General features: G+C 63.9%; 18 protein-coding genes. 5 read left to right on the top strand and 13 right to left on the bottom strand.

The window, feature by feature from the left end:
- Window positions 1-135: 135 nt before the first annotated feature.
- Complete coding sequence (locus HX824_RS24780; protein WP_076016066.1) at window positions 136-1020, bottom strand: LysR family transcriptional regulator; 885 nt, start codon at window positions 1018-1020, stop codon at window positions 136-138.
- Window positions 1021-1124: 104 nt separating this feature from the next.
- Here HX824_RS24780 and HX824_RS24775 point away from each other — a divergent pair, with 104 nt between their 5' ends.
- The 4 genes from HX824_RS24775 (at window position 1125) to HX824_RS24760 (ending at window position 5131) form a co-directional block, all read left to right on the top strand.
- Window positions 1125-1781 carry an RraA family protein gene (locus HX824_RS24775; RefSeq protein ID WP_177055261.1) on the top strand — a complete coding sequence of 219 codons (657 nt, stop codon included), beginning with the start codon at window positions 1125-1127 and terminating at the stop codon, window positions 1779-1781.
- Complete coding sequence (locus HX824_RS24770) at window positions 1778-3001, top strand: pyridoxal phosphate-dependent aminotransferase (RefSeq protein WP_177055259.1); 1224 nt, start codon at window positions 1778-1780, stop codon at window positions 2999-3001. The genes HX824_RS24775 and HX824_RS24770 overlap by 4 nt, the downstream gene beginning before the upstream one ends.
- A gap of 103 nt (window positions 3002-3104) precedes the next feature.
- Window positions 3105-4442, top strand: coding sequence for an MFS transporter (locus HX824_RS24765; protein WP_023658999.1), 1338 nt, complete (start codon window positions 3105-3107; stop codon window positions 4440-4442).
- A gap of 26 nt (window positions 4443-4468) precedes the next feature.
- A complete protein-coding gene (locus tag HX824_RS24760) occupies window positions 4469-5131 on the top strand; it encodes an RraA family protein (protein WP_177055257.1) in 663 nt (220 codons plus the stop codon).
- A gap of 8 nt (window positions 5132-5139) precedes the next feature.
- Here the strand turns inward: HX824_RS24760 and gspD are convergent, their stop codons facing one another.
- The 12 genes from gspD to HX824_RS24700 all read right to left on the bottom strand — a co-directional run bounded on the left by gspD (window position 5140) and on the right by HX824_RS24700 (window position 16615).
- On the bottom strand, window positions 5140-7338 hold the full coding sequence (gene gspD, locus HX824_RS24755; protein WP_177055255.1) for a type II secretion system secretin GspD: 2199 nt from the start codon (window positions 7336-7338) through the stop codon (window positions 5140-5142).
- Window positions 7335-7859 carry a general secretion pathway protein GspN gene (locus HX824_RS24750; protein WP_102368632.1) on the bottom strand — a complete coding sequence of 175 codons (525 nt, stop codon included), beginning with the start codon at window positions 7857-7859 and terminating at the stop codon, window positions 7335-7337. Before HX824_RS24750 ends, gspD begins: the two co-directional genes overlap by 4 nt.
- Window positions 7856-8467: a type II secretion system protein GspM gene (gene gspM, locus HX824_RS24745; RefSeq protein WP_023659000.1), complete on the bottom strand. Its 612-nt coding sequence runs from the start codon at window positions 8465-8467 to the stop codon at window positions 7856-7858. The genes HX824_RS24750 and gspM overlap by 4 nt, the downstream gene beginning before the upstream one ends.
- The gene (locus HX824_RS24740) at window positions 8442-9482 is read right to left on the bottom strand and encodes a PilN domain-containing protein (protein WP_177055253.1); all 1041 of its coding nucleotides are present in this window, start codon (window positions 9480-9482) and stop codon (window positions 8442-8444) included. Before HX824_RS24740 ends, gspM begins: the two co-directional genes overlap by 26 nt.
- On the bottom strand, window positions 9479-10201 hold the full coding sequence (locus HX824_RS24735) for a general secretion pathway protein GspK (protein ID WP_177021243.1): 723 nt from the start codon (window positions 10199-10201) through the stop codon (window positions 9479-9481). The genes HX824_RS24740 and HX824_RS24735 overlap by 4 nt, the downstream gene beginning before the upstream one ends.
- Window positions 10198-10815: a prepilin-type N-terminal cleavage/methylation domain-containing protein gene (locus HX824_RS24730; protein ID WP_177055251.1), complete on the bottom strand. Its 618-nt coding sequence runs from the start codon at window positions 10813-10815 to the stop codon at window positions 10198-10200. The genes HX824_RS24735 and HX824_RS24730 overlap by 4 nt, the downstream gene beginning before the upstream one ends.
- The gene (locus tag HX824_RS24725) at window positions 10812-11180 is read right to left on the bottom strand and encodes a prepilin-type N-terminal cleavage/methylation domain-containing protein (protein ID WP_177055249.1); all 369 of its coding nucleotides are present in this window, start codon (window positions 11178-11180) and stop codon (window positions 10812-10814) included. The genes HX824_RS24730 and HX824_RS24725 overlap by 4 nt, the downstream gene beginning before the upstream one ends.
- Window positions 11177-11608, bottom strand: coding sequence for a type II secretion system protein (locus tag HX824_RS24720; RefSeq protein ID WP_003209913.1), 432 nt, complete (start codon window positions 11606-11608; stop codon window positions 11177-11179). The genes HX824_RS24725 and HX824_RS24720 overlap by 4 nt, the downstream gene beginning before the upstream one ends.
- Complete coding sequence (gene gspG / locus HX824_RS24715; protein WP_003209911.1) at window positions 11608-12033, bottom strand: type II secretion system major pseudopilin GspG; 426 nt, start codon at window positions 12031-12033, stop codon at window positions 11608-11610. Before gspG ends, HX824_RS24720 begins: the two co-directional genes overlap by 1 nt.
- A gap of 20 nt (window positions 12034-12053) precedes the next feature.
- Window positions 12054-13256 carry a type II secretion system inner membrane protein GspF gene (gspF, locus tag HX824_RS24710; protein WP_177055247.1) on the bottom strand — a complete coding sequence of 401 codons (1203 nt, stop codon included), beginning with the start codon at window positions 13254-13256 and terminating at the stop codon, window positions 12054-12056.
- Window positions 13253-14947, bottom strand: a complete 1695-nt coding sequence (gene gspE, locus HX824_RS24705; RefSeq protein WP_166742193.1) for a type II secretion system ATPase GspE — start codon at window positions 14945-14947, stop codon at window positions 13253-13255. Before gspE ends, gspF begins: the two co-directional genes overlap by 4 nt.
- A gap of 627 nt (window positions 14948-15574) precedes the next feature.
- Complete coding sequence (locus HX824_RS24700; RefSeq protein ID WP_008437199.1) at window positions 15575-16615, bottom strand: LacI family DNA-binding transcriptional regulator; 1041 nt, start codon at window positions 16613-16615, stop codon at window positions 15575-15577.
- A 205-nt stretch (window positions 16616-16820) separates the two neighbouring features.
- Between HX824_RS24700 and HX824_RS24695 the strand changes: the two genes are divergently transcribed.
- On the top strand, window positions 16821-19061 hold the full coding sequence (locus HX824_RS24695; RefSeq protein WP_177055245.1) for a TonB-dependent receptor: 2241 nt from the start codon (window positions 16821-16823) through the stop codon (window positions 19059-19061).
- The last annotated feature ends 2 nt before the right edge of the window (window positions 19062-19063 follow it).

Genomic DNA, 19063 nt, shown 5'->3' with positions numbered 1-19063 from the left:
CCTAAGCGAGGTGCTGAGTGGTGGGGCAAGAGCGTTTTGGTTACTTTTGGGGCGTTTGCCAAAAGTGACCCGCTGTAAGAGCGGAACCATAAGCCGCCGTTACCTAAATAACGGATATGTACTCAACCCCAACCCCTAGCGAAACCGCGCAATCACCGCCTCCACCACCGGATTCGGCCGCTGGGTATTCCACGCGACAGCCGTAGTCACCACATTGAGTTTCTGACTCAACCCACGAAACACCACATTAGCCGGCGCCAGCTTCTTCAACGACGCCGGCACCAACGCAATACCCTGCCCATAGCTGACAAACGCGATCTGCGAAGCCACCGACCGCACTTCATGCAGCACCCGAGGCGAAAACCCGCTGGCACGACAGGTAGCGATCAAATTGTCGAAATACACCGGACTGACGTTGCGCGAAAACATCACCAACGGCTCATTCGCCAGGCTCGACAAACTGATCCGCGTACGACTCGCCAACGGGTGATCCGCCGGAAGCGCCACCACCAGCCGGTCCTCCGTCAGCGGCAATGACTGCACCGAAGCCCCAAGGTCACCATCCAGCCGGGCAAACGCCAGGTCGATATCCCCGGCCTCCAGCGCCGGCAACGCCTCGACGCTGTCGATTTCCCGCACCGACACCGTGAGCTGCGGGTAATCAAGCTTCAGTTGCTCGATCAACCCCGGCAGCACATCAAACATCGCCGTGGAAATCGCGCCGATGGTCAACATCCCCGACTGCCCCGCCACCGCTTCTTCCACGGCGAGTTCCAGGCGCTCCAGCTGCTCGGCGAACTTGCGCACCGCCGGCAGGATCGCCGCGCCCACCGGAGTCAGCTTGGCCCCCCGTCGGGAGCGGTCGAACAGCTTGACCTTGAGCGCCTGCTCCAGCACCTGGATCTGCTCGCTCAGCGGTGGCTGGGACATGCCGAGGCGCTTGGCCGCACGGCCAAAGTTCTGCTCTTCAGCCACGGCCAGGAACAACCAGAGGTGACGAATCAGGCGAAAGTTGATCATGGTCTTATCCATAGGTTAAGCGTATGCAAGGCTTCTGTACTTCGTAATATACCTATCATAGGCACTGCCTGACACTGGCCGCCTCCGTCACCCGAGGCTTGCCCATGACCCCTGACCGTTTGCTCGACCGCCTGGCCGCACTGGACACCAACACCGTGTCCGACGCCCTCGACTTCCTCGGCCTGCCCGGCGCCACCGTGGGCCTGCGCCCATTGTGGAACTGCCCGAAGATCGTTGGCCGCGCCAGTACCGTACTGCTCGGCCCCAAGTCCGACATCGCCCCGACCGTGCACTTGATCACCCCGGTGATCGAACAGGTCGCGACAGACGACCGGGTGCTGGTGATTGCCGGCGGTATCGAGGGCATTTCCTGCTGGGGCGACATCATCGCCAACGCGGCGTTGCGCAAACACATACGCGGTACGGTGATTGATGGTTTCAGCCGCGATATCGACGGCAGCGAAGCCATCGGCTATCCGGTGTACGGACGCGGCGTGACCATGATCAGCGCGCGCAACCGCGTGGTGCAGCTCGACGCCGGCGTGACCCTCAGCGTTGCTGGCGTAAGCGTCAGCGAGGACGACTACGTGATTGCCGATACCTGCGGCACGGTATTCGTGGCCCAGGCGGTGATCGAAAAGGTCCTGGACCTGGGCGAGCGCATTGCCCGCCGCCAGGACGGCATGGTGCAGGCCGTGCGCAGTGGGCGCTCTGTGGTCGAGGTGATGCACGACGCACAGTTTGAGGCGATCAGCCGATGAGTACCGATATCCAGCGGCTGAACCCGCGCCTGGCCAGCGCACAACCGTCTGCCACCTATCGCATCATGGACCGCGTCGCCGAACGCCGGGCGCAAGGCGCGCAGATTATCTCGCTGTGCGCCGGCGAACCGGATTTCGACACCCCGGCGCATATCCGCGAAGCCGCGATCCAGGCCATTGAAACCGGGCATACCCGCTACACCCAGGTGGCCGGTGCGCGGGCCCTGCGGGAGGCGGTGGCGGCGAAGTTCCGGCGCGAAAACGGCCTGGACGTGTCCTGGCAGGATACCCTCGTGTGCAACGGCGGCAAGCAGGTGATCTACAACGCCCTGGCAGCCACCCTCAATGAAGGCGACGAGGTGATCGTGCCCGCGCCGTACTGGGTCAGTTACCCGGAGATGGTGCAACTGTGCGGCGGCGAGGCGCGCATCGTCACTTGCAATGCCAACAGTGGATTCAAGCTGACACCCGAGGCCCTGGCTGCTGCAATGACCCCGCAGACGCGCTGGCTGATCCTCAACTCACCGTCCAACCCCACCGGTGCGGTGTACAGCCAAGACGACTTGCGGGCACTCGCCGAGGTGCTGCTGACCCACCCGCAGGTGCTGATCCTGGCCGATGACATTTACGAGCACCTGATCTTCGACGGCCAGGCCTTTCATACCCTGGCCCAGGTTGAGCCGCGTTTGGCACCACGCACATTGACCATGAACGGCGTGTCCAAGGCCTACGCCATGACCGGCTGGCGCATCGGTTTCGCCACCGGCCCACGCTGGCTGCTGGAGGCCATGGAAAAACTCCAGGGCCAGCAGACCTCCGGCGCCTGTTCGATCTCGCAACAGGCGGCCCTCGCGGCACTGGAAGGCCCCAGGGATTTCATCCGCGACAGCCGCCGGGTGTTCCAGGCGCGCCGGGACTTGATGGTCCAGTTGCTGAACGACACGCCAGGCCTGACGTGCATCAGCCCCGCCGGCGCGTTCTACGCGTTCGCCTCATGCGCCGTGCTGATCGGGCGCACCTCGGCGGGCGGGCGGCTGCTGCGCAGCGATGAAGACGTGGCCCTGGCGCTGCTGGATGAGGCCAATGTAGCCGTGGTGCATGGCAGCGCCTTCGGCCTGGGGCCGTACATCCGCATCGCCTATGCCCTGGATGACAAGTCGTTGCGCCAGGCGTGCGAGGCAATCCGCGGCTTCTGCAGCAGCTTGCTGGCAGAAGAATAAAAGTGATGAGTTCACATAGATAAATATCGCTAATGGTGGCGTGCGCCCCTTCTTAAGATTAAGGCCGAACAGGACAACACTCACAACAACAAGGTCCGCCCCCATGTCTATGCCTGAAGTCATAAAACCCGCTGTGCGCAGCCAATACCGCTGGGTGGTTGCTGCGCTGATTTTCCTGATCTACACCGTGGCCGCCGCCGACCGGGCCAACCTCGGCGTGGCGCTGCCGTTCATTCGCCAGGAATTTGCAATGAGCAACGCCCAGGCCGGTGGCCTGGTCAGCCTGTTCCTGCTGGCTTACGCCCTGGCACAACTGCCGTCGGGCTTTGCCTTCGGGCGCTTTGGCGTCAGCCGGATCCTGCCGGGGGCCATGGTACTAACCTCCCTGTTGACCGGGCTGGTGGGCACCGCCAGCTCACTGCTGGCGCTGAAACTCTATCGCCTGGGCCTGGGTATCGCCGAAGGCCCGCTGCCCATCAGCATGACCACCACCATCAATAACTGGTTTCCGGCACGGGAAAAAGGCACCGCGTCGGGGATCTTTCTGTCGGCCGTGAAGTTCGGACCGGTGATCGTGCCGCCGCTGTGTGCCGTGATCATTTCGGTATGGGGCTGGCGCGAAATTTTCTACTTCTTTGCGATCCCGGGCATCGTGCTGGCGGTGGTCTGGTACTTCCTGGTCACCGACCATCCGTCCCGCAGCCGCTTCGTCAACCAGGCCGAACTTCAATACATCGTCGAAGACACCGCAATCGCCCAGACCGCCCGTGTGCACAAGACGCCGGCGTGGGTGAAAAAGCTCGACCGGGTGATCCGCACCCGCGATGAAAAGCCCCTGGAAACCAACCGTCAGGTTTTCACCTCATGGAATATCTGGGGGTGCGCCACCAGCTACTGCTTCCAGCTCGGTGTCTCCAGCGTGCTGCTGGCGTGGATTCCCACCTACCTGATGACCGTCAAGCAGTTTTCGATCATGAACATGGGCCTGGTCTCGGCAGCGCCCTGGGTGGGCGCGGTGCTGGGCAACCTGCTGGGCGGTTTCTGCTCGGACCGCCTGATGGGCGGGCGCCGCAAGCCGGGCATGTTGCTGTCGGCGGTCGGCACCTCGTTGATGATGTACCTGCTGATCAACTCACCGGCCGAGCCCCTGCCCTACGGCTTGCTGCTGATGCTGACCGGCGTGGTGCTGAGCCTCGGCTTCTCGTCCTACATGGTCTACCCGATGGGCCTGACCACCAAGAAGACCTTCCCGATCTCCAACGCCATCGTGAACATGATCGGCCAGTTGGGCGCCGCCGCCACGCCCTTCATCACCGGCCTGCTGCTGGACAACTACGGCTGGAACTACGTATTTGCCTGGCTGGCGATCGGCTCGTTCATCAGCTTCATCATTTTGCTGACCATTGCCGAGCCCCGCCCGGCCTCCAGCCACCCGACCTGATTTGTCACCACCACGAGGAGTTATCCATGTCACCCCAAGACCAAGAATTGGTTGCCCTGTTTACCGGCCTGGACACCCCGGGCGTGTCCGACGCCCTGGACAAACTCGGCCTGCCCGGCCAATGCCTGGGAATCATGCCCCTGGACAACTATCGCCAGGTGGTGGTCGGCCCGGCCTTCACGGTGCGCTACGTCAGCGCCAGCACCCCGCCGGGCACCGTAGGCGACTTTATCGATGACGTGGCCGAAGGCGATGTGGTGGTGATCGACAACGACGGACGCACCGACTGCACGGTGTGGGGCGACATCATGACCCAGTACGCCGGCAGCCAGCGGATCGCCGCGACGGTGATCGATGGCGTGTGCCGCGACGTGAGCAAGGCCCTGGGCGACGGCTACCCGCTGTTCACCAAGGGCCGGTTCATGCGCACGGGCAAGGACCGGGTTGAAGTGGAAGCGGTAAACCAGCCGGTGTCCATCGGCCAGGCCCGGGTGTGCGCCCGGGACATCGTGGTCGCCGACGCCAACGGCGTGGTGATCGTGCCGCGCGAGCGCGCCCATGAAGTGGCAGCCTGTGCACGCTCGATTGAAGCGGTGGAAGCGCGTATCCGGGCGCTGCTCGATGAAGGCAAATCCCTGCGTGAAGCACGGGCGGCGCTGGGTTATCACACCCTGCAACGCAAGGGCTGAAAGGTCCTTCAGTTGGCCGGTCGCAACAGCTGCATCTGCTGGCGGTAGTCATCCGTCACCTGCCGCGACTGGCTGCTGCTGGTAATCACCCTCGGTGTGATCAGCACGATCAGTTCGGTGCGATCCTTGGACTTGCTGGTGTTGCCAAACAACCAGCGCAGCCCGGGGATTTTCCCCAGGTACGGCACGGCGCTGACGCTCTCGGCGTTGTCCTGCTTGATCAGCCCGCCGAGCAACACGGTCTGGCCGCTTTGCACCGCCACCTGGGTCGACACCGAACGTGTGGAGATGCGCGGGTTGTTGGGTGTGTCACTGCTGTTGGTGGTTTGGTTCTCGGCGTCGCTGACCTGTTGCTGGATGTCCATGTACACCAGGCCGCCCGGGTTGATCCGCGGCACCACGTCGAGGATCACCCCGGTCTGCACGTATTCGACGCTGCTCAAGGTGCTGTCGGCGTTGCCGGTGTTGACCGTGGTCTGGCTGATGGGGATGTTGTCACCCACCTGGATCTGCGCCGGCTGGTTGTTCATCACCACCAGCGATGGCGCCGACAGCACCTGGGTGCGGCCGTTGGTTTCCAGGGCGTGCAAGGCCACTTGCAGGTTGGAGCTGACGAAGGAATAGAACAGCGAATCCGCGCCCAATCCCGCACCGCCGCCACCCAGGGCGCCCTGGCCGCCAGGGGTATTGGCTACCGTGGTGCTGGTGGAGTTGCCCGCCAGGCGGCCCAGGTACCATTGCACCCCGAGGTCCAGTTCGCCGGTGAGTTTGACTTCGAGGATGCGCGTCTCGATCTGCACTTGCAGCGGCGGGTTGTCGAGGCGCTTGATCGCCGATTCGATCTCCTTCCACTGCACCGGTCGGGTGCGTACCAGCAACTGGTTACTGCTTTTTTGCGCGGTGATCCGGGTGCCGGCGTCGAGGCTTTTGGCAGCGCCCGGCTCTGCATTTTCACCGTCTTCGCTGGCGGCCGGGGCCTGGTCCTCATCGTCACTGACGGGCGGGCTATTGCTGCTGTTGTTCAAGCCACCGGAGGTGCCGCCGCTGGTGTTGAGTGACGACAAGGTCGCCGTGCGCAGCCCCGGCGCCACCTTGGCCGGCGCATCGTCCTTGATCGCGCCGGTGCCGTAGATCTGCCGCAGGTATTTGGCGAGGTCCGTGGCCTTCATGTTGCGCACGTCGTAGACGTACATCTGCGGCTCGTTGCCGCCGCCCTCATCGATGGTGTGAATCCAGTCGCCAACTTCACTGAGGTACTGCGGCTGGGACGAGATCGCCACCACCGAATTGGTCCGCTCGATGGGCAGGAAGCGCACCATGCCCGCCAGGGGCATGCCGCTGTCGGGGCCAAACATTTTTTGCAGCTCGGGCATCAACTCGGCCACCGAGGCCCGTTGCAAACCGAACACCCCCACCGACATCCCCTTGAGCCAATCGACGTCGAAGGTGTCGATGGTGTCCTGATAGTTGGCCAACTCATCCGGCGTACCGGCCAGGCTCAGCACATTGCGCGCCGGGTCCACCAGCAGGAACGCGTTTTCCCGGGCAAACGGCTTGAGCAGTTTCTGCATTTCCGTGGCCGAGATATAGCGCAACGGAAACAGCCGCGCCGAGAGCCCGCTGGAGGGTTGCGACACGCTCATTTCCGGCACCAGCTTGCCCGCCACCGCCTGGTTGGCGGGCAGAATCACGTAGCGCTGGCCCTGGCGGATCATCGCGTTATCGGTCCAGGACAACAGGGTTTCGAGGATCGACAGCGCCTGTTTCTTGTTCACCGGCTTTGAGGTGGAGAAGCTTACGTTGCCTTTCACACCCTGGGCGATGCTGTAGTTCTCGTGCAGCAGGTCGCCCATGACGCTGTTGATCACCGCCTCAATCGGCTGGTCGGCGAAGTTGAACACGATGTCGCCGCTGGCTTCATCCTTGACCGCCGGCGCAGGTGCGGGCTGGCGCACGAACTGCTGGTTACCGCGAATCAACTGGCGCTGGGGCGGCGTAGGCACCTGGGGTTGGCGGCTGTCGGCCGCAGGCGACTCGCTGGCCGGGTCCACGGGCGGCCGTTGCGAACCGGTGCCCTGCATCGCCTCGTGAAGCAAGGCATCGTCCGGGTCGAGGTGATCGGGGAATGACCCACAGCCGCCCAGGGCGACGGCGGTGGCCAGGCAAAACACGCTGGTGCGCAAGGCGCTAGGGGAAGTATCGATCAAGGGGCGGGCTCGTGAGGAAGGGAAATCGGGGGTGTGGTGGACGGCGGCGGCAAACGCGGAACGCTGAGGCTCAGGGTTTGCGTGCGGCCATCCAGCACAAAACGGGCGTGCAGCGGTGTCAGGTGTTCCAGGCGCCAGCCGTTGGGCAGGGTCTGGCCTTGATGGATTTTGAGCGGCGGGCCGTCGGCACGCTTGAGCAGCGCGACGCGCAGGTCGCCGTCGAGCAGCACGCCGGTCAGCTTCAGGCTCGACAGGCTGGAAATCTCGGCCTGGCCAACGGCGGCATCGGGGCTGCGGTCGGGGCTGAACAGCGGCGCCTGCCAGGTGCCGGCGAGGCTTTCCAGGGTCGCACTCGGGGCCACGTGAACCTTCGCCGAAGCATTGGCGCGCACGGCGGAGGCAGGCTCATCCAGCCACTGCGGCGCATCGCCGATGCTGCTCAAGATGCCCACCATCAGCAGGCCCAGCAGCCCGGCCACACCGAGCAACACCCACTCGAGGGGGCGCAATGAATTGATCATCGGCGGGCCTGCGTGGCGGCTGCCGGTTGCAGATAACCGCGCACCAACAGGTGCACCACCAGCTTTCCGGCACCGCCGCTGGCGGGGGCATTCGGCCCGCGACGGACGCTCATTTCATCCACGAACAGGAAAGGTCGCTGGTACTCCAGCTCATGCAGGATCGCGGTCAGGGGTTCGATGGCGCAGTTGAGGGTCAGGCTGACTTTGACCTGGCGATAGGGCTCGGTGTCGTCCTGCTCCGGAGTAATGGGCATGCGCTGGGTCAGGCTGCAGCCGCCGCCGAGGCCGGCGCGGCTGTTGATCAGGTCGGCGATGCGCTGCATCAGGTCCGCCGCCACGGCGCTGGGGTCATCCCCCGGCAACAGGCTGGTGCTGCTGGCCGGGTCCTGGCGGGCTTGCTCCAGTTGCTCACGCAAGGCGGCGCCCTGGTGCAGGAGGCCCGCATAGCGTTGCTGTTGTTCGCGCAGCTGTTCGGCCTGCTCGCCCATGGCACGCAATGGCCCGGCGAACCAGCTGTCGATCAGCAGCCAGTAACCGCCGCCCAGCACCAGCGCCAGGACCAGCAAGGCGGCGCCGCGACGCTCACGGGGTGTCAGTGGTCGGCGCATCGGCGGCCTCCTGGTGCAAGTGGGCGCGCAGGGAAAACTGATCCTTGCCGGTTTGCGCATCGGGTTGGATCACCCCTTCGAACTGGGGGTTTTCCAGGCTGTGGCACGCCTTGATCCGAGTGATCAGGGCACTCGCCTTGGCGCTTTGCCCGGAGAAGGACACGTCGGCGCCGTTGTTGACGTCCAACTGGTCGAGCCAGGTATCGGCGGGCAGGCAGGCGGTCAGCTCGTTGAGCAACGCCGCCAACGGCGGTTGTGCCGACTTGCGGCGAATCAGGTACTGCGCGGCGCCACGGGTATTGAGCAGTTGCTGGCGCAGGCTCTGGACCTCGGCGACCTGGGCTTTCTGTTGTTGCACCTGCGCCTGCATGACGTCGAGCACCCGCTGGCGGTCGTTGAGCCACAGCAGCATCGCGGCAATCAGCAAGGCGCCGCACAGCCAGGGCAGGCTGCGTTGCAAGCCCTTCCCGGCCGGCCGCTGGCGTGGGCGCAACGGCGCCGGCAGCAGGTCGATGCCCATTGGCCCGTCCACATCCACAGCATGGGGCTGCAAGCCGAGGGCAGCGCAGTCCAACAGGATTTGATCCAGGCGCTCCCGCAGGATGGCCACCAGGGTCACTTGCACATGCGTGGCGGTGCGCCGTTCCTGGCGGGCCACGAAGTACAACTGTTCAGCCTCGAACGGGGTAAAGCGGTCCAGCTCATAACCCATAACGGTCGACAGGTTGCGCGCGACCGCCAGGGGCAGTTGCAGGGTTTGCAGCAGCACCGCCGAGGGCGCGAGCACCAGCACCTGGCGCACCTCGTCGGCAGGTTTTGCCACCGGCTCGGTCAACGGCCAGTGGTAGCGGTGCTCGGGGATGTCACGGACCGACAGCCACGCCGGCAGGCAGCCACGCAGCTCCTTGAGCCACAGGCGCCAGCCCACTTGCAGCAAGCTGCCGCGCCAGCGCCGGGTGAGCGGTTCGGCCAGCTGTTGAAGGCGCGCCACTGGCGCCGAAAGGTATGGATTCATTCTTGCCAACGCAGCACCCGATAAGGTTGTGCGCTTCCCTCCGATGGGCTCAATAAAACCGTGGTTCGTAACCGGGCGTGGTAACCGCCGGGGCGTTGTGCGCGGCTGTCGATCACCAGCACGTCACCGGGGTCGGCCCCTACTGCGCTCTGCCGGGGCAGGTTCAGCGCCTGGCGCATCAAGGGGCTGGCGAAGGCGGGATCGGGCCGGTCGAGGCCACTCCACAAACTGATTTCCGGGGCCAGCCGGCTGTACAGCGCCTGGGTCATGCCGGGCAATTGCCGCACTTCCTCCACCACGCGGAACGGCGCCAGGCCTGCGTTGCGCCGCATTTCCAGGTCCCTGGCGAGCCGGCCGGCCTGAGCCTGGGTGGCGCCGCAGGCCAGGGCCAGGCGGGCAAAGTCAGCGGCCTCGGCGCTGTTCAAATACAGCTTGCCGCGCTCGCTGTGCAGGCTCACGTGAAGCTGTGCGTCATCAAATACCAGGGGCATTTCACGGCCGTCGGCGATCCATTGCTTGCGTTGCAGCGGGTCGGCCAAGGCCTGCATGGCCAACGCCACACCCGCCTCCGCCGCCAGCAACGCCTGGGTATGCTGGCGATGCCACAGGGCCTGGCGACTTTCCAGTTGTACCCACCCGGCCAGGCCGCCCAGCAGCAGGCTGAGCAACGCCAGTACCCACAGCACCAGCAGCAATGCAACGCCGCGCTGACGCTTCATTCGCCTGATGCTCCGCTAGAGAGGTTCAGCCGCAGGGCAACCACTTGGGTGACCCACGGCACCGGTCCGTTGACTTGTGCTGCAATGCGTACCGCATAAGGCAGGCGTTTGGTCCACGGCCAGTCACTGATCCAACCGGTGGCCTGGCCCTTGGGCGACAGGCCGCGATAGCTGAATTGCAGATCCTCGACGTTCTTCAGCAACACCTGCGGTTCGCTGCGGGTGGCCGGCACGCTCACTTGGGCATTGGGCTCAAACCGTGCGAACGCCACCTGCAACTCGCGCTCGGTCAACTGCAAGGTGAAACGCTGGATACCGCCGCCGAGCACGCCCGGCAAGGTCGCGACGTATTGCAGGCGCTGGGGAGCGCCGACAAAAAAGCCGTTGGTCTGGCTGTCGTCCTCGGTCACGTCCAGGGGCAGCGCCTCGCTGATGGAAGTGCGCAGGAACTGTTGCGCGGCGCGACTTTCATCCAGGCTGACGGTGTAGCGCTGCGCCTTGAGTACTGCACGGTTGGCTCCCAGGAGCGCGCCGCCCACCAGGGCCAACAACACGCCCAGCAGGCTAAGCACGATCATGATTTCGAGCAACGAGAAGCCCCGCTGCTGCTTCACTGGAGGCACCCGTCGCGGCTGGCGCGCAGTTTCAAGGTACTGAAATTTGCGCGGCGCGGACCTTCGCTGACGCTGAGATCAAGGCGAAACAAATGTGGCTGACCGATGCGGGTGGGCTGCTGGGCGACGCGCAGTTGCCAGGCAATGCCGTCCAGCTCGCCCTGGCGCACGCCACTGGCCAGGGGCCCCGACGCCTCCTGATCCATCACGCTCAAGGCGGTATGGGTCAGGCGGTCGCTGTGGGCCACCTGCAACAACGAGCGCGCGCTTTGGCCGAACGCGACCAGCAACACCGTGCTGCAGATCGCCATGAGGGTCAGCGCTGCGAGCATTTCCAGCAAGGTGAAACCCGACTGACGCTTCATGGCAATGCCCTGGACTGCACGCTACCGGTCAGCCAGCCGACGTCGATGCGCCAGCGCCGCGTGCCATTGGCCAATAACAGGTTGCCGCCGGTAGAGCTGCCGTCGGGGTAAAACTCCACCGCAGCGCCTGCGTGTTCGGCGGTGTGCAGGGTCACTTGCAGATCGGCCGGCCAGTGCTTGATGGGTTGCCCCGGCGCCTGAAAGCTCAGCCGGGCCAAGTCGAAGACGGTCTTGGCCGACCTGCCGCTGACAATCGCCCGTGCCCGTGTGCTGCGCAGGGCATCCACCATCTGCCCGACCACCTGGCGCTCTTTCGCTACCCGCAGGCCTTGTTGCAGGCCAAATCCCACCAACCCGGCCGCGATGCTGATCAACACGATCACCACCAGCATCTCCAGCAGGGTAAAGCCGCGTTGGAGGGCCGGCATTATTCCCAGTTGCCCAGGTCGGCGCTGTAGCCTTCGCCGCCGGGCTGGCCGTCCTGACCGTAGAAGATCAGGTCGAAGGCGCCATGTTCACCGGGGAAGCGATAGCCGAAGGCATGGCCGAACGGGTCCTTGAGGTCTGAGGGCTTGGCGTACGGTCCGGCCCAGCCGGCGGTGTTGCCGGGCTTGTCGACCAATTGCTGGAGGGTCTTGGGTGGCGAGCCGACGTCCAGGCCGTAGCTCTCGATCTTCATGCTCAGGCTGGCCAGTTGCGCCTTGCCCGCGCCGTATTTGCCCTTGTCGACGTTGCCGCCCACCTGGCGCACCACGATGGTCGCGACGATGCCCAGCAACACAATCACCGCGAGCATTTCCAGCAAGGTGAAACCGCCTTGGCGGCGGGCGGGTTTGAAACGGGTATGGCGCATCGGCTTGCTTCCTTGGGTCTTCATATATTGCTGGTCAGGCTCATCAGCGGCAGCATGATCGCGAGCATGATCACCGCCACCAGCACCGCCATGACCACCGTCAGGGACGGCACCAGGGCGGCGAGCAGGCGGTCGATGCCGCGCTTGGCTTCGACGTCGAACACGTCGGCGACCTTGAGCAGCATGCTGTCCAGTTCACCGGCCTGTTCGCCGACTTCAATCATTTGCAGGGCCAGGTCCGGCAGCAGCGGTTGGCTGCCAAATGCACTGGCCAGGGTGCCGCCGCCTTTCACCGACTCGGCGGCCTGGGCCACTTGTGCCTGCAAGGCACGGTTGGTGCAGACCTGGCGGGCGATCACCAGCGCTTGCAGCAGCGCCACGCCGTTGCTCAGCAAGGTGCCGAGGGTGCGCGCCAGGCGTGCGGCTTCGACCCGCTGCAACAGCGGGCCGATAACGCGGATACCCAGCACGCACCGGTCGTACTGCTCGCGGTGTCGTGGGTTGCGCAGGCGTGCCGCCAGGGCCCAGACCGTCACGATCAACCCGGCGAGTACCGCCAGGCCATAGGCGCCGAGGAACTGGCCAAGGCCCAGGATCACTTCGGTGATCAACGGAATCGGCACGCCCAGGTCCTTGAAGATCGGCACGAACTGCGGCACCACGTAAGCCAGCAACAGCGCCAGGGAACCGAGCACGCCCACCACCAGGAAGGCGGGATAGATCAGCGCGTTGATCACCTCGCCTCTCAATAACTGGCTGCGTTCCAGGTAGTCACTGAGTTGGCGCAGGGTGTTCTCCAGCGCACCGCCCGCCTCACCGGCACGCACCATGCTCAGGTACAGCGGCGAAAACTGGCTGCCCTCCTCTTCCAGCGCTGCCGACAATGGCTTGCCGGCCTTGACGTGCTCGCGGATACGCTCGATCAGCGCCCGGGTCTGCGGCTGGCCGGGCTGCTTGAGCAGGATGCCCAGCGAGCGCTCCAGCGGTTGGCCCGCGCCCAGCAGGGTGGCCAGTTGCTGGGTAAAACTGACCAGCGCCGCGCCATTCAACTGACCGCGCCCGAAGGCATTGCGCAGCCCTTGGGCACCGGCGGCATCGATGTGCAATAGCAGCAGGCCACGCTTGTGCAGCGCAGCGACGGCGGCGGCCTGGTCCTTCGCTTCGAGGGTGCCGTTCTGCGCGACGCCCTGGCTGTCCAGGGCACGGTATTTGAACAGGCTCACGCGCCCTCTCCACGGGTGGCGCGCAACACTTCTTCAAGGGACGTGACACCGGCCACCGCCTGGCGCAGGCCTTCTTCATGCAGGGTGCGCAAGCCACCACGGCGGGCGGCCTGTTCGAGGGTCGCGGCGTCGGCCTGGCGCATCAACAAGCTGCGCAGTTCGTCATTCATCACCAGCAATTCGGTGATTGCACTGCGGCCGTGGTAACCGCCGCCGGCGGCGTTGGCGCGAGGCCGGTAAAGCAGGATCGGGCGCTGTTCGGTGAAGCGGTCGAGGCCGTGTTCCTCGATCAACTCCGGCGGCGCTTCGAACGCCTCACGGGTCGCCGGGTCGAGGCGGCGCACCAGGCGCTGCGCGAGGATGCCATTGACGGTCGAGGCGATCAGGTAGCTCTCCACACCCATGTCCAGCAGGCGCGTGATACTCGCTGCGGCACTGTTGGTGTGCAGGGTCGAGAGCACCAGGTGGCCGGTCAGGGAGGACTGGATGGCGATGCGGCAGGTTTCGAGGTCGCGGATTTCACCGATCATGATCACGTCCGGGTCCTGGCGCACGATGGAGCGCAGCGCGCCGGCGAAGTCCAGCCCAATGGCGGGTTTGACCTGGATCTGGTTGATGCCTTCCAGCTGGTATTCCACCGGGTCTTCGACGGTGATGATCTTGCGCTCGGCGGTATTGAGCCGCGACAACGCGGTATAGAGCGTAGTGGTTTTACCCGAGCCGGTGGGGCCGGTGACCAGCAGGATGCCGTGGGGTCGCTCGAGCACTTCAAGGAAGGTTTCCAGGCGCTGGCCGTCAAAGCCCAGGCTCTGGAAATCGAACTGCACGGTCTGGCGGTCCAGCAGGCGCATCACCACCGACTCGCCAAAACTGGTGGGCACCGTGGATACCCGCAGGTCCAGTTCCTTGCCCTGGATGCGCAACATGATCCGGCCGTCCTGCGGCAGGCGGCGCTCGGCGATGTCGAGGCGCGCCATGATCTTGACCCGGGAAATCACCGCCGCCGAGGAACTCGCCGGCGGCGCTTCCGCTTCATGCAGCACACCGTCGATGCGGTAGCGCACCTTGAGCTGGTTTTCGAAGGGTTCGATATGGATGTCCGAGGCGCGGTGCTCCACGGCCCGTTGCAGGATCAGGTTGACCAGGCGAATCACCGGGGCTTCGGAGGCCATGTCCTTGAGGTGTTCGATGTCTTCCAGGGCGCCGCCCTGTTCATCGAGGTTTTCGATCAGGGTGCCCATGGCGGAACGGCCCTGGCCGTAGTAACGCTCGATCAGGGTTTCGACTTCGTTGCGCGGCCCGACCGCCAGCCACACCGGCACGCCGCACGCGTACGCCAGGGCCTGGAACGGATACAGCAGCGCCGGGTTGGCCGCCAACACCCGCACACCACCGTGGCTCCAGCCTACCGGCACCACCTGGTAATGGCGCATGAAGCGTTCGGTCAGCGCCGGCAGCGGGTCGAGCACGGGCGGTGCGGCATCGGCCAGCAGCAACGGCGCGCCGAGCAAATCGGCCCAGGCCCGCGCCAGTTCCACTTCGGAAACCAGCCCCAGGCGCGTCAGCAGGCCGAGCAGTTCGGGGTCGTCGGATTCCTGGGATAACCGTCGAGCACGTTCCAGGTCGACGGTTTTCAGACCGGCTTTTCGCATCAGCCACGCGCACACTTGTTCGGCATCCGGAATCTGCATTCGGCATGCATCGATGGGCATTGACGGTATCGGCTGGGGCATCTGCACAAGTCTGAGGGGCTATTTAAAAACCTGTTCCGTGGCACGCGCCGGAACAAGGGCATCCACACTAAGCTGGAGGTTTTTAGCGCAAGCGCTGTCATGACAAGGTACGGACCCTACACCAAAAAATTTTGTATTACAGCCCACTTAAGTTATGGCCTTTTAGAACTACCAACAGGCGCCATTAGTTAGCCATGACCGTACACATGATATTTAAAGCATCGACTGACATGTTTAAACTTAGTTCATCAGCGCAAGAAAATATCGCCAGCCTCACGCAAGATCTGGGTCTATCCCGGCACCTAATGGCAATCAATGATCAGTTCAATAGGCCACCTTGCAATATCACATGGACACTACTCAAAAGAACAACCCACCAAGTCATTGCACTTTTTAAATCGCGAAACTCACCGCACTAATTGCAATTAGCCATCGCTAAAACTTGTCACCGAAGAAGAACTACCCACTGATAAAAAAGAGACGAGCGCACGCAATCAAACGCATGTTTCAGCGCCTGACCTTGAATAATCCGTTATCAGAAAATACCGAGAGTCAACGCAACATGGCCATGAGCCGCAACTGGACTCAGGCGCTCTCGCGCTCGATCAAGCGGCACTCCAGCAGGTTCAAGCGCTGCACCTCATCCTCAACCGGCAACACGCCCAGGCTTTCCAGTACCCGCGTTGCCGCCAGCACACCGATCTCCAGGGCGGGCGGCTTGATGGTGCTGAGACTGGGCAAGAGCATTTCGGCAAACGGGTAATCACCAAAGCCGAGCACGGCGCAATCCTTGGGGATCTCCAGACCTGCCCGTTGCCCGGCCAGCAGGCCACCGGCGGCCAGGTTGTCATTGGCGAAGATGATTGCGTCCGGTGGAATGGCGGCACTCATCAATGCCTGCATCGCTTGCTTGCCCGCCTCAAACGGTGCGCGATCGGCGTCCGGGGCAAACACCCACGGCTGCATGCCCAGCTCAATCAGGGTCGCGCTGTAGCCATCCCGGCGTTCCAGTGCACTGAAGTCCCCCGGCGCGCTGTTCTGTACGAACGCGATGCGCCGATAACCCTTGCCATGCAGGTAGCGCGCAGCCGTTACGCCCACCTCGTAATGCGAGAAGCCAATCTGCAACGGCTCCCGCTCGGGTTGGTAATCCCAGGTTTCAACCACCGGGATATCCGCCTCGGCGATCATCTTCTCGGTGCCCGCGCTATGGAAGCGGCTGGTGAGCACCAATGCCGCCGGGGACCAGCCGAGAAACGCGCGCACTGCATTTTCTTCCTGCTCGGCGCTGAAGTAACTGGACGCCAGCAGCAATTGGTAGCCGTGGCGGCTGAGGGTATCGCTGAAGCCCTGGATGGTATTGGCGAAGATCGGCCCGGAGATGTTAGGAATCACCATCGCGACGATCCTGCCCCGCGCCGACGCCAGCCCACCCGCCACCAGGTTCGGCACGTAGCCCAATTCGGCAACCACCGCCGCGATGCGTTCGCGGCGTTCGGGCGAGACCTGTTCCGGCTGGTTGAAATAGCGCGACACGGTAATCGCTGACACACCGGCCTGGCGCGCCACGGTATTCAAGGTGACGCGGCCGGCACCACGGCGTTTCCGGGGTTTGTCTTCGCTCAAGGGACGATCCTGTTAAAAACCTAAAAGAATATAAAACTAATTTTTTAGTATTTGACGCTCTATATCGCACCTACCAATAATGCCGATGTTAGCGCTACCAAAGCGTTTTGTCTGCTACTCGCTCGAGCGAATGCCCAAGACGGATTCAACGGCGCTGTCGTCGCAGAACGGCAGCGGTTCAGGGCATTTTTCGAGCGGTCAGAGCATGCACACACATTCGGGGCAACCTCAAAAACTTTCGCAATCCATACGCGCCGCCACCGGGCGCCGCGCCCACCTGGGTTGGCTACTGGCGGGGCTCGCCGCCCTGCCCGTTCCCGCTGCATTCGCCGCCGACGACCAGGAACCCACCCTCAAGCCGGTCACGGTCACCGCCACCCGCCGCGAAGAGTCGCTGCAAAAAGTCCCGGTGGCGGTTTCGGTACTCGATGGCGAACAACTGGAGCGTGACAATCGCAACGGCGTGGCGAGCATCGTCCAGCAGGTACCCTCGCTGAATTTCCGTACCGGCGCGTCGAACAAGGACACCTCGTTGTTCGTACGCGGAGTGGGCACGATATCCACCTCGCCCGGGGTTGAACCCACGGTGGCGACGGTGATTGACGGCGTGGTGTACGCCCGCCCCGGCCAGGCTACCCTGGACCTGCTCGACCTGGATCGTGTCGAAGTGCTGCGCGGGCCCCAGGGCACACTGTTCGGCAAGAACGCCTCGGCCGGCGTGCTGAATATCACCAGCAAGGCGCCGACGGCCGAGACCCACGGCTATATCGACCAGTCCTACTTCAGCGGCAATGAAAGCCGCACCCGCTTCGGCCTGGGCGGCAGCCTGATTCCCGGCACGCTGAAGGGCTCCATCAGCGGGCTGTTCGGCAGCTACGACGGTAACGTCGACAACAAGCACAACGGCCAGGAAGTGAACGGCTACAACCATCAGGGCGTGCGCGGCAAACTGGAGTTCACCCCCAACGACGACGTGAAACTGACCCTGATTGCCGACTACATGCAGTCCCACGACGATGCGCCAAATGGCGTGGTGAGCAAATCCCTGACCCCGGCGTTCGCCAACGCGCTGAACCCGGTGCGCGTGACCAGCGACAACCGCGACATCAACACCGACACCCGCAGCCACGTGGAGGACACCAACAAAGGCCTGTCTGCCCAACTGGACTGGAACCTCGGCGACTACACCCTGACCTCGATCACTGCCTGGCGCGGCTGGGACAACACCCAGTACCAGGACGGCGACCGCCTGGGCACCGTGACCGCCGCTTTCCCCGGCACCGCCGACAAAGGCCAACTGGCGTTCGACCAATACTCCCAGGAGCTGCGCCTGGCCTCGCCCAAAGGCGAATTCCTCGAATACGTCGGCGGCCTGTTCTACATGCACGGCAAGGATCAGGAAACCTACCAGCGCACCCTGACCACCACCACGCGCACCGACCGCGGCATCGCCGACTACGGCACCACCAGCGACAGCTACGCGGTGTTCGGCGAGACCACGCTGAATTTCACCTCGGCCTTTCGTGGCATCGCCGGCCTGCGCTACACCCACGACGACCTGGAATACGATCACCGCCGTGTCTCCACCTCGGCCACCACTGTCAGCGGCATTCAACCGGCCACCAGCAGTTCCGGCTCGGTGGACGAAGACGGCTGGTCCGGCCGGCTGGGGGTGCAATACGACCTGAGCGACACCGTCACCAGCTACCTGACCTACTCGCGCGGCTACAAGGGCCCGGCCTACAACGTGTTCTTCAACATGCAGCCACGGGACACCGATGCGCTGAAACCGGAAACCTCCAACACCTGGGAAGTCGGGATCAAGGCCACCAGCTGGAACAATCGCCTGACCACCAACCTGGCGATCTTCCACAGCGACTACGACAACTACCAGGCGAACTTCTTCGACACCGTCGCCGGGCAAGTGGTGACGCGCTTGATCAACGCCGGGAGCGTCAGCACCGAAGGCGTCGAACTCGACTACGCGTTGCAGGCCACTCAACAACTGAAGCTCTCCGGCGCGCTGGCCTACACCCGGGCCCGCATCGATGAGTTCGCCTGCCCGCCTGGCGCGGCGGCGTCCTGCAACGTCAACGGCAAGCCGCTGCCCTTCAGCCCGGACTGGAAAAGCTACGTGCGCGCCGACTACAGCATCCCGCTGGATAACGGCCTGGATATCGAACTGGGTACCGACTACAGCTGGCAGAGCGAAGTGCAGTACGACATCAGCCAGAACGTCGACACCAAGCAAGGCGCCTACGGCATCTGGAACGCCAGCGTCGCCCTGGCCGACTACAGCAACGGCTGGCGCGTGGCCCTGCTGGCGAAGAACCTCACCGACAAGTCCTATTCATCGCTGCTGGCCAGTGGCGGCAGCTACATCTACCGCGCCGTACCCCGTGACGATGAGCGTTACTTCGGCGTGCAACTGCGCAAGGATTTTTGAGC

Source organism: Pseudomonas sp. D4002 (genome assembly GCF_013385665.1).
GTDB lineage: Bacteria > Pseudomonadota > Gammaproteobacteria > Pseudomonadales > Pseudomonadaceae > Aquipseudomonas.
This window is presented reverse-complemented; position numbering and strand designations above follow the sequence as displayed.

Bases quoted from the DNA above. Each gene is read 5' to 3' on its own strand.
- HX824_RS24780 (WP_076016066.1), bottom strand. From the start codon at position 1,020: ATGATCAACTTTCGCCTGATTCGTCACCTCTGGTTGTTCCTGGCCGTG.
- HX824_RS24775 (WP_177055261.1), top strand. From the start codon at position 1,125: ATGACCCCTGACCGTTTGCTCGACCGCCTGGCCGCACTGGACACCAAC.
- HX824_RS24770 (WP_177055259.1), top strand. From the start codon at position 1,778: ATGAGTACCGATATCCAGCGGCTGAACCCGCGCCTGGCCAGCGCACAA.
- HX824_RS24765 (WP_023658999.1), top strand. From the start codon at position 3,105: ATGTCTATGCCTGAAGTCATAAAACCCGCTGTGCGCAGCCAATACCGC.
- HX824_RS24760 (WP_177055257.1), top strand. From the start codon at position 4,469: ATGTCACCCCAAGACCAAGAATTGGTTGCCCTGTTTACCGGCCTGGAC.
- HX824_RS24750 (WP_102368632.1), bottom strand. From the start codon at position 7,859: ATGATCAATTCATTGCGCCCCCTCGAGTGGGTGTTGCTCGGTGTGGCC.
- gspM (WP_023659000.1), bottom strand. From the start codon at position 8,467: ATGCGCCGACCACTGACACCCCGTGAGCGTCGCGGCGCCGCCTTGCTG.
- HX824_RS24740 (WP_177055253.1), bottom strand. From the start codon at position 9,482: ATGAATCCATACCTTTCGGCGCCAGTGGCGCGCCTTCAACAGCTGGCC.
- HX824_RS24735 (WP_177021243.1), bottom strand. From the start codon at position 10,201: ATGAAGCGTCAGCGCGGCGTTGCATTGCTGCTGGTGCTGTGGGTACTG.
- HX824_RS24725 (WP_177055249.1), bottom strand. From the start codon at position 11,180: ATGAAGCGTCAGTCGGGTTTCACCTTGCTGGAAATGCTCGCAGCGCTG.
- HX824_RS24720 (WP_003209913.1), bottom strand. From the start codon at position 11,608: ATGCCGGCCCTCCAACGCGGCTTTACCCTGCTGGAGATGCTGGTGGTG.
- gspG (WP_003209911.1), bottom strand. From the start codon at position 12,033: ATGCGCCATACCCGTTTCAAACCCGCCCGCCGCCAAGGCGGTTTCACC.
- gspE (WP_166742193.1), bottom strand. From the start codon at position 14,947: ATGCAGATTCCGGATGCCGAACAAGTGTGCGCGTGGCTGATGCGAAAA.
- HX824_RS24695 (WP_177055245.1), top strand. From the start codon at position 16,821: ATGCACACACATTCGGGGCAACCTCAAAAACTTTCGCAATCCATACGC.